At 70.7% G+C, this 12,157-nt stretch carries 9 protein-coding genes; 4 read left to right on the top strand and 5 right to left on the bottom strand.

All coding sequences use genetic code 11. The features are described 5' to 3' along the window. Nucleotides 1–19: 19 nt before the first annotated feature. Nucleotides 20–1,078 (bottom strand): cell wall-binding repeat-containing protein, encoded by a 1,059-nt coding sequence (locus ACN4JJ_RS06545; RefSeq protein ID WP_440709110.1) that lies wholly within the window; start codon nt 1,076–1,078, stop codon nt 20–22. A 152-nt stretch (nt 1,079–1,230) separates the two neighbouring features. On the opposite strand from ACN4JJ_RS06545, the gene ACN4JJ_RS06540 reads away from it, so the two are divergent. Together ACN4JJ_RS06540 and ACN4JJ_RS06535 are read left to right on the top strand one after the other, a co-directional pair. Continuing rightward, entirely contained in the window at nt 1,231–2,163 is a 933-nt protein-coding gene (locus ACN4JJ_RS06540; RefSeq protein ID WP_440709109.1) for an alpha/beta fold hydrolase, read from the top strand. Between the two features lie 6 nt (nt 2,164–2,169). Continuing rightward, on the top strand, nt 2,170–3,489 hold the full coding sequence (locus tag ACN4JJ_RS06535) for an alpha/beta hydrolase (protein WP_440709108.1): 1,320 nt from the start codon (nt 2,170–2,172) through the stop codon (nt 3,487–3,489). Here the strand turns inward: ACN4JJ_RS06535 and ACN4JJ_RS06530 are convergent. The 3 genes from ACN4JJ_RS06530 to ACN4JJ_RS06520 all read right to left on the bottom strand — a co-directional run bounded on the left by ACN4JJ_RS06530 (nt 3,486) and on the right by ACN4JJ_RS06520 (nt 8,472). Next, nucleotides 3,486–6,008: a glycoside hydrolase family 65 protein gene (locus tag ACN4JJ_RS06530; protein ID WP_440709107.1), complete on the bottom strand. Its 2,523-nt coding sequence runs from the start codon at nt 6,006–6,008 to the stop codon at nt 3,486–3,488. The two genes, ACN4JJ_RS06535 and ACN4JJ_RS06530, sit on opposite strands and share 4 nt — an antisense overlap. A 153-nt stretch (nt 6,009–6,161) precedes the next feature. Then, nucleotides 6,162–6,908 (bottom strand): HAD family hydrolase, encoded by a 747-nt coding sequence (locus ACN4JJ_RS06525; protein ID WP_440709106.1) that lies wholly within the window; start codon nt 6,906–6,908, stop codon nt 6,162–6,164. Nucleotides 6,909–6,990: 82 nt separating this feature from the next. After that, entirely contained in the window at nt 6,991–8,472 is a 1,482-nt protein-coding gene (locus ACN4JJ_RS06520) for a CitMHS family transporter (RefSeq protein ID WP_440709105.1), read from the bottom strand. Between the two features lie 172 nt (nt 8,473–8,644). Between ACN4JJ_RS06520 and ACN4JJ_RS06515 the strand changes: the two genes are divergently transcribed. Together ACN4JJ_RS06515 and ACN4JJ_RS06510 are read left to right on the top strand one after the other, a co-directional pair. Then, complete coding sequence (locus ACN4JJ_RS06515; RefSeq protein ID WP_440709104.1) at nt 8,645–10,408, top strand: sensor histidine kinase; 1,764 nt, start codon at nt 8,645–8,647, stop codon at nt 10,406–10,408. Then, a complete protein-coding gene (locus ACN4JJ_RS06510) occupies nt 10,405–11,100 on the top strand; it encodes a response regulator (protein WP_440709103.1) in 696 nt (231 codons plus the stop codon). Before ACN4JJ_RS06515 ends, ACN4JJ_RS06510 begins: the two co-directional genes overlap by 4 nt. 21 nt (nt 11,101–11,121) lie before the next feature. Here the strand turns inward: ACN4JJ_RS06510 and ACN4JJ_RS06505 are convergent, their stop codons facing one another. Then, nucleotides 11,122–11,985 carry a hypothetical protein gene (locus tag ACN4JJ_RS06505; RefSeq protein WP_440709102.1) on the bottom strand — a complete coding sequence of 288 codons (864 nt, stop codon included), beginning with the start codon at nt 11,983–11,985 and terminating at the stop codon, nt 11,122–11,124. Nucleotides 11,986–12,157 lie beyond the last annotated feature (172 nt).

The raw sequence follows: 12,157 nt of genomic DNA, 5'->3' as shown, positions 1-12,157 counted from the left end.
CCGGGTGATCTCCCCGCAGTCAGAGCCGGCCGAGGGCGGCCGTCACGCCGTCGGACACCGAGCTCGTGCCGCCGAGCACGATGATCCGGCTCGGGTCGAGGCGCTGGATCTCGGTGGCCACCGAGGGCGGCAGCACATCCTTCTCCACCAGCAGCACGGGGCTGCCGGCGGTGATCGCCGCCGCGCCTCCGGAGAGGGCATCGGCGAACACGGTTCCCGAGGCCACGTAGACGGGCGCACCCGCTCTCGGTGTGAACGACTTCAGCGAGACCGCAGCGGACACGTCGAAGCGGTCGGCGCCCTTGATGCGCGTGGTCGGTGCGATGGCGCCGAGTCGGGTGACCACCGCATCCGACACAGTCGACGAGCCGCCGAGAACGACGATCCGAGCCGGGTTCAACCGGTTGAGTTCGCTGAGGATCGACGGCGGCACGACGGCCTTGTCGGTCAGCAGCACGGGGCCACCCAGGTGCCCGGCCGCTGCCGACCCCGACAGGGCGTCGGAGAAGACGGCGCCGGAGGCGATGAACGCCACCGGCCGTGCGGTGCCGAAGGTGCGCCCGGACACGGCCGCCGACACCTCGTACCGATCGGCGCCGCCGACCCGGGTGACCGAGCTGGAGTACGCCCGGAGCGCGACTTCGACCGCACGGCTGACCGTGGCCTCCCCGCCCATCACGACGATCTGCTGCGGACGCACCCGGGTCAGTTCATCCGCTATGACGGGCGGGATGGTGTCGTGCTCGACCAGCAGCACTCCACCTCCGAACGCCCCCGCGGCAGCCGACGCCGACAGGGCGTCGCTGTAGACGGCCCCCGATGCGATGTACATCACGGGCACGTCGGGAGCGAAGGTGCGCGCCGAGATCGCCGCCGAGACCTCGTATCGATCGGCGCCGCCGATCCGCTCGACGGTGGTCGCCGCGGCGGTCGCGGTGGCGGGCCCGTCGGCCGTGCCTCCCGGCGGCACTTCCTCGGCGAAGGCGGAGGTCGCCCCCAGCACGCTGGAGGCGAGGACGATGCCGGCCACCGTCGAGAGGACGGCCCGGCGAATCTGAGTGGATGTCATGTTCTGCATGCCCAGAAACCTAGACGCCCCAGACCCTCCCTCGGCAGTTATCCACAGGTCCCGATCCGGTTCCTGAGCCACGGCCGGTCTGTGGAGGAGGAGACGACGGCCGGACCTTTCGGGGGAACCTCCGTCAGCTCGGCCCCATGCAACAATGGCGTATGTCGACGCACGAGACCGCCCCGAGCGCCCATTTCAGCGCGCAGTTCCGCGATGAGCAGGGCGTCGAGATCATGTATTACGGGTGGACGGTGCCGCATCCGCGGGGCGTCGTGCAGATCGCGCACGGGCTCGGCGAGCACGCACTCCGGTACGCCACGCTCGCCGGCGAGCTGAACGCCGCGGGGTACAGCGTGTACGCCGCCGACCAGCGGGGTCACGGGGCGACGGGACTGGCCCAGCACGGCGGCGACCGGTCGAAGATGGGGCGTCTCGGCCCCGGCGGGCTCGTGGCCACGGTCGACGACATCCGTCAGCTCGGCGTGCGGATCGCCCGCGAGCATCCGGACGTTCCGATCGTGCTGCTGGGGCACAGCTGGGGATCGCTGATGGTGCAGATCCTCGTGAACTCACCCGCGCTGGCGCACTACGCCGGCGTCGTGCTCTCGGGCACGGCGTACCGGATGCCCGGGTCGATGGACGGCGGAGACCTCACCCGCCGCCACAGGCCGGCGGGCAAGGCCTCGGGGAACGGGTTCGAGTGGCTCAGCCGCGATCCCGCCGCCCAGCAGCGTGCCGCCGGCGACGAGCTGATGTTCCCCGCCGAGGTTCTGAAGCTGTTCGGCGTGGCCGACGGGCTGCGGTTGTTCGGGCGGCCGGCCAAGCGGCTCGGCGCCGTCGTGCCGATCCTCATCCTGGTGGGCGACGACGACATCCTGGGCGGCCGCCGCAGCGCCGAGAAGCTGCGCGACGCCTACCGCACCCGCTCCGGGCTGGCCGACGTCGAGCTGCACGTGTACCCCGAAGCGCGCCACGAGATCTTCAACGAGAGCAACCGCGACGAGGTGGTCGCCCAGCTGGTGGACTGGCTCGACCGCCACCTGCCGGCCGCTCCCGAGGCGCCCGCCGCTTCGGCCGCCGCGGCCGCCGAGTAGCCGGAGATGCCCGACTCGCTGCTCGAACTGCGGATCGTCGACGGCCCCGTTCCGTGGACCGTCTGGCTTCTCGCCGCCGCCGCCTTCGTGTACCTGCTCGCCCGCCCGCCGCGCATCCGCTGGGTGCTCACCGCCCTGATCGGGCTGCTGGCCGGGGCGCTCGCCGCCTTCGCCACCATCGCGATCGTCGAGGCCGTAAACGTGTTCGGCGTGCCGCTGACCGTGCAGACGGATGCCTGGGTGGTCGCCACCTTCGCCGCCATCGGGCTCGCCGTGGTGAACCTCTGGCGCTCACGGTGGTGGCGCAAGCTCGTGGCGATCATCGGGATCGTGCTGTTCGCGGCATCCGGAACCCTCGGCATCAACGCGTATTTCGGGCTGAACCCCACGCTCGCGAGCTTGCTCGGGGTGACGGTCGAGCATCCGATCGACATCAACAAGCCGACCGGATCGCCGAACCCCAGCCCCGATCCGAACGGCGAGGCGGCCAAGCCGCTCTACGAGACCTGGACGCCGCCCGCCGACATGCCCACCACGGGCAAGCAGGGCACCCAGGTCATCCCGGCCACGGTCTCCGGATTCTCGTCGCGCCCCGCCGGCATCTACCTGCCACCCGCCGCCCAGGTGCCCGACGCGCCCGAGCTGCCGCTGCTCGTGCTGATGATGGGGCAGCCGGGCAACCCCGACACGCAGTACATCGCGACCGTGCTCGACGAGTACGCCGCCAAGAACAAGGGGCTCGCGCCGATCGTGATCGTGGCCGACCAGCTCGGCGACCCGAGCCTGGACCCGGTCTGCGCCGACACCGCGAAGCTCGGCAACGCGGAGTCGTTCATCATGCAGGACGTGGTGGGCTGGGCGAAGGCGAACCTGCGCATCCTGCAGGACCCGGCGCACTGGACGATCGCCGGCTATTCCAACGGCGGCGGATGCGCGTTCAAGTACGGTGCGAAGTACCCGGAGGTGTGGGGCAACGTCCTCGACATCTCGGGCGAGGAGTACCCGGGCTCGGAGGAGCCCGACCAGGTCGTGGCGAACCTCTTCGGCGGCGACCAGGCGGCCTTCGAGGCCGAGAAGCCCGAGGCGATCCTCAAGTCGGGCGCCCACGCCTACCCCGACACCGTCGCGATCTTCACCGTCGGCGGCAACGACCCCGGGTTCATCCCCGAGGCCAAGGGGGCGTCGGATGCCGCGACCGCGGCCGGCTGGAAGACCACCTACTACGTCATCCCGAACGCCGGCCACGTGGTGGACGCGCTGGAGGGCGGCTTCGAGAAGGGCTTCGAGGTGCTGTACCCCCGGCTCGGTCTGTCGGCTCCCGGCTAGTCCATGCCGACGAGGGCGTCGGGCTCGTCGTAGTCGGAGACGATGGTGGGCATCGAGGCCGTGATGACCGAGCCGTCGGCGCGCACCGTTCCCTCGATGTCGGACGTGGTGGGCGCGCCCTCGATGGTGGGGCGGTCGTCTGCCAGCGCGACCGTGACGGGCGCACCCGGGCCCACCTCGATGCGCTCGCCGCGCACGTACAGCACGACCGACGAGCCCTCTTCGACGCAGAAGGTCATGCGGTCTTGCCGCAGGTCGACCTCGATCAGGGAGCCGCGGATGGTGACGTGGAAGACCAGCGACTCCCACTCCTCGGGCAGGCGCGGGTCGAAGGTGAACTTGCCGAGGTAGTCGCGCATGCCGCCGAAACCGAAGGCGAGGGCGCTCCACACGCCGCCCGTCGAGGCCACGTGGATGCCGTCGGCCGTGTTGTTGTGCAGGTCGCCGAGGTCGACGAACAGCGCCGCCCGGAAGTAGCCGAGCGCTAGCTCCCGGTAGCCCACCTCGGCCGCGATGATCGACTGCGTCGATGCGGAGAGGGTGGAGTCGCCCGTGGTGAGCGCGTCGTAGTACTCGAAGTTCGCGCGCTTCTGCGCGGTGCTGAACTCATCGCCCTGCAGCAGCAGCGCGAGAACCACGTCGGCCTGCTTGATCACCTGGAAGCGGTAGATCACCAGCGGGTGGAAGTGCAGCAGCAGCGGCCGCTTCGACGCGGGCGTGTTCTCGAGGTCCCACAGCTCCTTCTCGAGGAACTGCGCGTCTTGCGGGTGGATGCCGAGGTCTTCGTCGAAGAGCACGTGCATCGCCTCGGCGGCGGCCGCCCACTCCTCGATCTCGTCTTCACCGAGCTCGAGCCGCTGCACCATGCGCGCGTAGGCCTCGGGCTCGTCGGCCCGCAGCTTGCGCGTCTGGCGCACGGCGGCGCGCAGGTTCGCGCGCGCCATCACGTTGGTGAACAGGTTGTCGTTGACCACCGTGGTGTACTCGTCGGGGCCCGTCACGCCGTGGATGTGGAACGACTCCGCCCCCACCCCGCGCCCGCGCCAGAAGCCCAGGTCGGCCCACATCCGGGCCGTCTCGACCAGGATGTCGATGGCGCCGCGGTTGAGGAAGTCGTGGTCGCCGGTGGCCGCGACGTACTGCGAGAGCGCGTGCGAGATGTCGGCGTCGATGTGGTACTGCGCCGTGCCCGCCGCGTAGTAGGCCGAGGACTCGAGACCGTTGATGGTGCGCCATGGGAACAGGGCCCCGCGCTGGTTCAGCTCGATGGCGCGGTCGCGGGCGGCCGGCAGCATCCGCTCGCGGAAGCGCAGCGCGTTGCGCGCCACCTGCGGCGCCGTGTAGGTGAGGTAGGGGAGCACGTAGATCTCGGTGTCCCAGAAGTAGTGGCCGCCGTAGCCCGAGCCCGAGACGCCCTTGGCCGCGATGCCGCCGCCGTCGGTGCGCGCGGTCGACTGCGCGAGCTGGAACAGGTTCCAGCGCACCGCCTGCTGCACGTCGGGCTGGCCCGCCACCACGATGTCGGAGCGGCGCCAGAAGTCGGCCAGCCACTCGGCCTGGCGCTCGAACACGCGCTCGATCGGCTCCTCGCGGATGCGGTCGAGGGTACGGTTCGTGCGGTCGGCCAGCTCGCTCGCCGGCACGCTGGTGGAGGTGTGGTACGCGATGGTCTTGACCAGCCGGATGCACTCGCCGGCCCGGGCGCGCACGTGGTACACCTGCTTGGCGATGTCGTCGTCGATCTGCGCCGACTCGTCGTAGACGTTCTCGGTCTCGAGGTGGTGCTCGGCGCCGACCGCGATCGTCATGCCCGAGTTGGCGGTGCGGTAGCCGAGAACGTACCGGCCCTCGTGGATCCACTTGTGGCGGGGCAGCAGCACCCGGTCGCTGAAGCCGGAGGCCTTGCGCGGGTCGGCGATGCCGCCGCCGCCGTTCGAGCCGCCCGCCGCGGAGTACTCGTCCACCCGGTCTTGCCGGTTCAGGATCTGGCTCGAGATGAGGACGGATGCGTCGGAGTCGAGCATCGTGACCTCGTAGTCGATGACGGCGAGGTGCCGATCGGTGAACGAGACCAGCCGGCGCGAGCGCACCAGAACGCGCTTGCCCGAGGGTGTGCGCCACTCGACCACGCGCTCGAGCACGCCCGTGCGGAAGTCGAGCGTGCGCGAGTACTCGATGGTGTCGGCGTCGTCGATGGCGAAGGGCTCGTCGTCGACGTAGAGGCGGATGACCCGGGCATCCGGCACGTTGACGATCGTCTGCCCGACGCGCGCGAAACCGTAGGCCTCCTCGGCGTGCCGGATCTGCCAGGTGTCGTGGAAGCCGTTGATGAACGAGCCCTCGGCGTAGGCGTTGTGCCCCTCTTCGAAGTTGCCGCGGAGGCCGAGGTAGCCGTTGCCGACCGCGAACAGCGTCTCGGTGCGGCCGCGGCTGGCCTTGTCGAACTCGGCCTCGACGAGCGCCCACTCGTCCAGCGGGAACTGCGAGCGGTCGAGCGGGTCGGAGGAGATGGGGTTCATCGGGCGCTTTCTCGGAGCGGGTGGGCCGGCCGGCAGGGCGGGCGTGTCGGGCGGTGGGTTCGGTCGATGGTAGCGAACAGCGGGTGCTGATGGCGTCGGCCGCCCGAACCGGGGGATGGATCGGCGGAGAAGGCCGCCTGTGGAGAACTCGCCTCAGCGCAGGGCGGCGGTGAGCTCGTCGAGATCCTCGACCACGATGTCGGCGCCGGAATCCAGCAGCTCCTGCGCGCCCACCCCGCGGTCGACGCCCACCACGAGGCCGAACTCGCCGTCGCGGCCGGCCTGCACGCCGGAGTGCGCATCCTCCACCACGACGCACTCGGCCGGGCTCAGCCCGAGCAGTTCGGCGGCGCGCAGGTAGGTGTCGGGGGCGGGCTTGCCGGGCAGGCTCTCGGCGGCCGACCGCATCCCGTCGACGATCACCACGAAGCGGTCCCGGATGCCGGCGGCCTCCAGCACCCCCTCGGCGTTGCGCGAGCTGGAGACCACCGCGACCTCGTAGCCGGCGTCGATCGCGGCGGTGAGGAAGACGAGCGATCCGGGGTACGGGGCGACGCCGTTCTCCTCGAGCTCGGCCGCGAACTCGCCGTTCTTGAGGTTGCCGAGGCCCCACACCGTGGCTGCGCCCGGCTCGTCCTCGGGCGTGCCGTCGGGCAGCGAGAGCCCCCGCGATTCCAGCAGCGAGCGCACCCCGTCGACCCGCGGCTTGCCGTCGATCCAGAGGTAGTAGTCGTCGTCGGTGTACGGATCCGCGCCCTCGGCCTCGAGGTAGGGCGCGAACAGCCGGGCCCAGGCCCGCATGTGCACGTCGACCGTGGGGGTGAGCACGCCGTCGAGGTCGAACAGCAGGGCGCGGGCGGCGGTCAGGCGGCTCGCGTCGCGGGTGACGGTGGAAGTCATGACGTCAACGGTACTTGCTGCGCGTGAACGCCGTGTTATCGCCGTATTTCGGTTCTCGCTGAATGCGGCCACGGTGGCCCGCTCAGCCGATGCCGATCGCGCCGAGCAGCACGCCCACCACGAGCATCGCGAGGGCGACGACGACGGCGCGCCAGAGCACCCGCTTGTGGTGGTCGCCGAGGTTCACGCCCGCGAGCGAGACGAGCAGCAGGATGGCCGGCACCAGCGGGCTCTGCATGTGCACGACCTGCCCGGTGATCGAGGCCCGGGCCATGTCGACGGGCGCGATGCCGAAGGCCGCCGCGCTCTCGGAGAGCACCGGCAGGATGCCGAAGTAGAACGCGTCGTTGGAGAGGAAGAAGGTCATCGGGATGCTCAACAGGCCCGTGATGACGGCCGAGAACGCGCCGAGCTCGGCGGGGATCGAACCGGCCACCCAGGCGGCCATCGCGTCGACCATGCCGGTTCCCTCCAGCACGCCGATCAGCACGCCGGCCGCGAGCACCATCGAGACCACGCCGACGATCGAGGGCGCGTGCGCCACGATCCGCGCGGCCTGGTCGGAGACCCGGGGGAAGTTCACGATGATCGCGATGGCGCTCCCGGCCATGAAAACGTAGGCCAGCGGCAGCACGTCGGCTACCAGCAGCACCATCACGGCTACGGTCAGTACGAGGTTGAACCAGAACAGCTTCGGGCGCAGTGTCGGCCGCTGCGGGTCGAGCATCGTGTCGGCCATCGCCGTGTCGGCGGGGTTCACGAGAGCGCGCAGCGAGCTGGTGGAGATGCGGGCGACGTCGGTGGAGAGGCGGCCCCGCCCGGTTCCGGATGCGCTGCCCGCACCCGCACCCGCACCCGTCGCGCTCGCCGTCGCCGATCCGCCGGCCGCCCGGCGCAGGAAGCCGCCACGAGCATCCGTCGACACCGACGCCTCCTCGGGCAGGTCGATCGTGCCCAGACGCTTGCGCTCCATCAGCCCCAGGTGCCAGGAGAACACGAAGATGATGGCGAGACCCACGGCCATCGACGGGATCATCGGCACGAACACCTCGCTCGGCGAGAGGTCGAGGGCGGCGGCGGCACGGGCCGTCGGTCCGCCCCAGGGCAGGATGTTCATGGTGCCGTTCGCGAGCCCCGCCACCACGGTGAGCACCACCGGGCTGAGCCCCAGCCGCAGGTAGATCGGCAGCATCGCGCTGGTCACCACGATGAACGTGGTGGAGCCGTCGCCGTCGAGCGAGATGACCGCCGCGAGCAGTGCCGTGCCCACCACCACCTTCACGGGGTCGTGGCCGACGACCCGCAGGATGATGCGCACCAGCGGGTCGAAGAGGCCCACGTCGATCATCAGGCCGAAGTAGATGATGGCGAACATCAGCAGCGCGGCCGTGGGGGCGAGTCCCCCGATCGCGTCCATCGCCATGTCGCCGATGCCGAGACCGGCGCCGGCGAAGAGGCCGAAGATGGTCGGCACGATGATCAGTGCGAGCACCGGCGTCATCCGTTTGGTCATGATCAGCACCATGAAGGTGGCGACCATTCCGAACCCGAGCAGAACCAGCATCCGAGACTCCTTCGTCTTCTTCCGGCGTCGGCGGGTGGGCCGGCGTTCCGGACAGCGTAGGAAGGGACGGATGCCCCTCGCGCGCTACTGCGCATTGCGAGCGAATCGCGCGTTGAACCCGTTCTGCGCATTCTGCTCACCGGACGTCGGACGGCGTGGGTAGCATTCGGGCATGGCGATGGAGCGGCGGGTGGCACAGCAGCCGCGGCGCGCGCTCTTCACCCGGCAGATCAACCGCTGGATCGTGGCGGCGATGATCCTGGTGTCGCTGATCACGCTCGTGCTGTTCGCGGTGACGGGCTTCAACCGGCTGGTGCAGCAGACCCAGGAGTCGGCGCTGCGGGTGGCGCAGACCGTGGCCGAGACGCCCGGCGTTCGCGAGGCCGCCGAGACGGAGTCGGATCGCGCGGTGCCCTCCACCGACGCGCAGCTGGTCGACTCCGGTCTCGACGACTACGCCCGCGAGGTTCAGGCGCGCACCGGAGCGCTGTTCGTCGTGATCACCGACGACACGGGGCGTCGGCTCGCGCATCCGAACCCCGCCGAGATCGGCGATCCGGTGTCGACGAGCCCGGATGCGGCGCTCCGCGGCGAGGAGGTCGTGAGCTGGGAGCGCGGCACGCTCGGCGACTCCGCGCGCGCCAAGGTGCCGATCTACGGGGCGGCGGATCCGTCGCGCGTGGTCGGCGAGGTGAGCGTGGGGCTGCCGCCCACCGAGGTCTGGTCGACGGTGCTCGCGGATGCGGTACCGGTGGCGCTGTCCACCGCCTTCGCGCTCGGCGTGGGCGCGGTGCTGGCCGCGTTCATCACGCGCCGGTTGCGCACGAAGACACTCGGTCTCGAGCCCGAGGAGCTGCTCGAGCTCGTGCACGACCAGCAGGCCGTGCTGCAGGGCGTCGACGACGGGGTGCTGGGCCTCTCGGTGGAGGGGGTCGTGAGGGTGTGCAACGAGCGGGCGGCCGAGCTGCTCGGACTCGGGCCGACGGATGCCGTGGGCCGGGTCGTCGACGAGGCGATCCCGGATGCGGGGGTGCGGGAACGCATCCGGAGCGCCTCGGGCACGGCGGGCACGGCGGGCACGGCGGGGACGGCGGTTGGCGCATCCGAGCCCCTGGCCGTGGGCAGTCGGCTGCTGTACGTCGACGTGCACGAGGTGCGGCGCGACGGGCGGCTGCTCGGGCGGGTGGTGATCGTGCGCGACGTCACCGACGTCGAGAACCTGTCCCGCCGGCTGACCGCCGTGGGCACGCTCGCCAGCGCGCTGCGCGAACAGCGGCACGAGTTCGCGAACCGCATCCACGTGGTGACCGGGCTGGTGCGCGGCGGCGACAGCGAAGAGGCGCTGCGCTATCTCGCGGAGGTGGGCGATCACGGACCGGTCCGCTTCCCGCTCGAGGGCGCGGGGCTCATCCGGGAGCCGTACCTGCAGGCCTTCCTCGGCGCCAAGGCGATGGAGGCCGAGCGTCGTGGGGTGACTCTGCGGATCGGCCCCGACGCCGAGGTGAGCGGTTCGCTGCGGCATCCGGAAGACGTCACCACCGTGCTCGGCAACCTCGTCGACAACGGCATCGAAGCGGCGGCCGGATCGGCGCGGGCGCCGCGCTGGGTGGAGGTGGAGGCGCTCCGGCACGGCGACGAGCTGCACCTCTCGGTGATGGACTCGGGCGACGGGGTCGCAGGCGACCCGTTCGCGAGCCGGGCACCCGAGGCAGGTAAGGGGATGCCGGACGGGGACGCCCCCGCGAAGAAGTCGGTCTCCGCCCTCGAACCGGAGCACGGCCACGGGATCGGCCTGCGGCTCTCGGCCGAGGTGGCGCGGCGGCACGGCGGCGAGCTCTGGCTCGCGATGGCCGGCCCCACCACCGGCGCGCGTGCCCACGGCGCCGTGTTCTGCGCCCGCCTCGACGAGCAGTTCGAGCCGGAGGACGGCTCGTGAGCGGCGCCGCGGAGCGCTTCCGTGTGGTCGTCGTCGACGACGACTTCCACGTGGCCCGGCTGCACACCCGGATCGTGGAGGGGGTCGAGGGCTTCGCCGTCGTCGGTTCCGCGGGCACGGTGGCCGAGGCCCGCTCCCTGATCGACGCCGAGCGGCCCGACCTGCTGCTCGCCGACATCTACCTCCCCGACGGCAGCGGGCTCGACCTCGTGCGCGCCTACGAAGTCGACGCGATCGTGCTGAGCGCGGCCGTCACCTCGGCGGCGGTGCGCCGGGCGTTCCAGCGCGGCGCCTTCGGCTACCTCGTGAAGCCCTTCGCCGACGAGCGGCTCACCGACCTGCTGCACGCCTACACGCGCTACCGCAACCTGCTCGACGCCGGCCCCGAGCTCAGCCAAGACGTCATCGAGCGCGCCCGTCGCGCTCTGCACGGCTCGGCGGCGCGGGAGTCGTCGGCCCGCCGCTCACCCACCGAGACGGCCGTGCTCGAGGCGCTCGCCGCATCCGCCGACGCCCTCGCGGCCCCCGCGGTGGCCGAGCGCGTCGGCATCTCCCGTGCCACGGCCCAGCGCTACCTCTCCTCCCTCGCCCAGGAGGGCCAACTCGCGATCGAGCTCCAGTACGGCGCCACCGGCCGCCCCGAGCACCGCTACCGCCCCGCGCCCGCCCCGCCACCCCCTGAGCCGCGCTGACAAACCAGAACGAGCGGCTGCTCAGTCGCCCACCTGCGCATTGGCCTGGCCCCAGCACCCAGCTCGGTCGGGATCGTAGGGGATGTTGTCGGCGTATCCGTCGAGGGCGATCTCGGCCGCAGCTCGGTCTGCGGCCGGGATCGTGGCGGTCCAGCGGTCCTGGCCGCGGATGGCATCTGTCATCTTCCAGTAGGGAGGCTGTCCGTAGCTCGGATAGCCGGCATCGCTCATGCATTGCCGTACTACCAGCTCGACCTCCCAACTGGTTCGGGCGCTCGCCTGTTCGTCGGCACTCCACTCCGCCGGGATGTCGAGGGTGGCCGGGTCGGCGAAGTCGGCCGGCTCGAACCTGGGCGCTCGCGGTGCGAACTCGAGGGGGCCGCTAGTAGGGCGCCCGATCGCGGTGAGAGCGCGATCGAAGCACACTACGACCGAGTTCATGAAGCTCATGAACGGATGCTCGAAATGCGAGGCCCAATTGCTCGGCGGCACGGCATCGACCGGCGCACCGGTCTCGTCGAACTCGTTCCAGATCGAATGGTAGATGTAGACCTCGCCGCGATCCAAGACGCAGGCCCTCGTGTTCTGCTGCACGGTGACCCATTCGCGCGCCTGCTCCTTGTCGGCCTCGGACCAGGAAGTCGGGATCGTGATCTCAATCGGGTCTGGATCGACGACTACCGGCGGCCAAGAGGCATCCGCCACCCACCCCGATGCGGGGACGTCCTGTGCGGCGCTGTCCGCCCCGAGCGCGGACGCGCCCCCCTCGGATGCGCTTGCGCGCGAGGAAGATGCGATGGGCGGCGGAGTCGATGCGCAAGACGATGTGCCGATCGTAACGAAGGCGACAATGGCACTCACCAAAAATCTCATGGTCGAATTCATAAACTGAGAATACGTCAGTAAGCGATAAGGTGCTGCTTTCGAAGAGAGGCAACAATGTTCAACACAGTTCCTGCTCGCGCACTCCGAGTCATGTCGTTCATGTTCGGAGTTGGCGTCCTTTCGTCAGCCGTGCTCGTGGGTGCATCAACGGCTCAGGCTCTGCCTGCGTGCA

It is taken from the genome of Herbiconiux dendrobii, from assembly GCF_052048175.1.
Taxonomy (GTDB): Bacteria; Actinomycetota; Actinomycetes; order Actinomycetales; family Microbacteriaceae; genus Herbiconiux.
Note: the sequence above shows the minus strand (reverse complement) of the source record. Positions and strands in the feature narration are given on the sequence as shown.

What these genes read in the sequence shown, in the direction of transcription:
- ACN4JJ_RS06525 (WP_440709106.1), bottom strand. Translation starts at nt 6,908, where the DNA reads ATGACTTCCACCGTCACCCGCGACGCGAGCCGCCTGACCGCCGCCCGC.
- ACN4JJ_RS06545 (WP_440709110.1), bottom strand. Translation starts at nt 1,078, where the DNA reads ATGCAGAACATGACATCCACTCAGATTCGCCGGGCCGTCCTCTCGACG.
- ACN4JJ_RS06515 (WP_440709104.1), top strand. Translation starts at nt 8,645, where the DNA reads ATGGCGATGGAGCGGCGGGTGGCACAGCAGCCGCGGCGCGCGCTCTTC.
- ACN4JJ_RS06530 (WP_440709107.1), bottom strand. Translation starts at nt 6,008, where the DNA reads ATGAACCCCATCTCCTCCGACCCGCTCGACCGCTCGCAGTTCCCGCTG.
- ACN4JJ_RS06505 (WP_440709102.1), bottom strand. Translation starts at nt 11,985, where the DNA reads ATGAATTCGACCATGAGATTTTTGGTGAGTGCCATTGTCGCCTTCGTT.
- ACN4JJ_RS06520 (WP_440709105.1), bottom strand. Translation starts at nt 8,472, where the DNA reads ATGCTGGTTCTGCTCGGGTTCGGAATGGTCGCCACCTTCATGGTGCTG.
- ACN4JJ_RS06535 (WP_440709108.1), top strand. Translation starts at nt 2,170, where the DNA reads ATGCCCGACTCGCTGCTCGAACTGCGGATCGTCGACGGCCCCGTTCCG.
- ACN4JJ_RS06540 (WP_440709109.1), top strand. Translation starts at nt 1,231, where the DNA reads ATGTCGACGCACGAGACCGCCCCGAGCGCCCATTTCAGCGCGCAGTTC.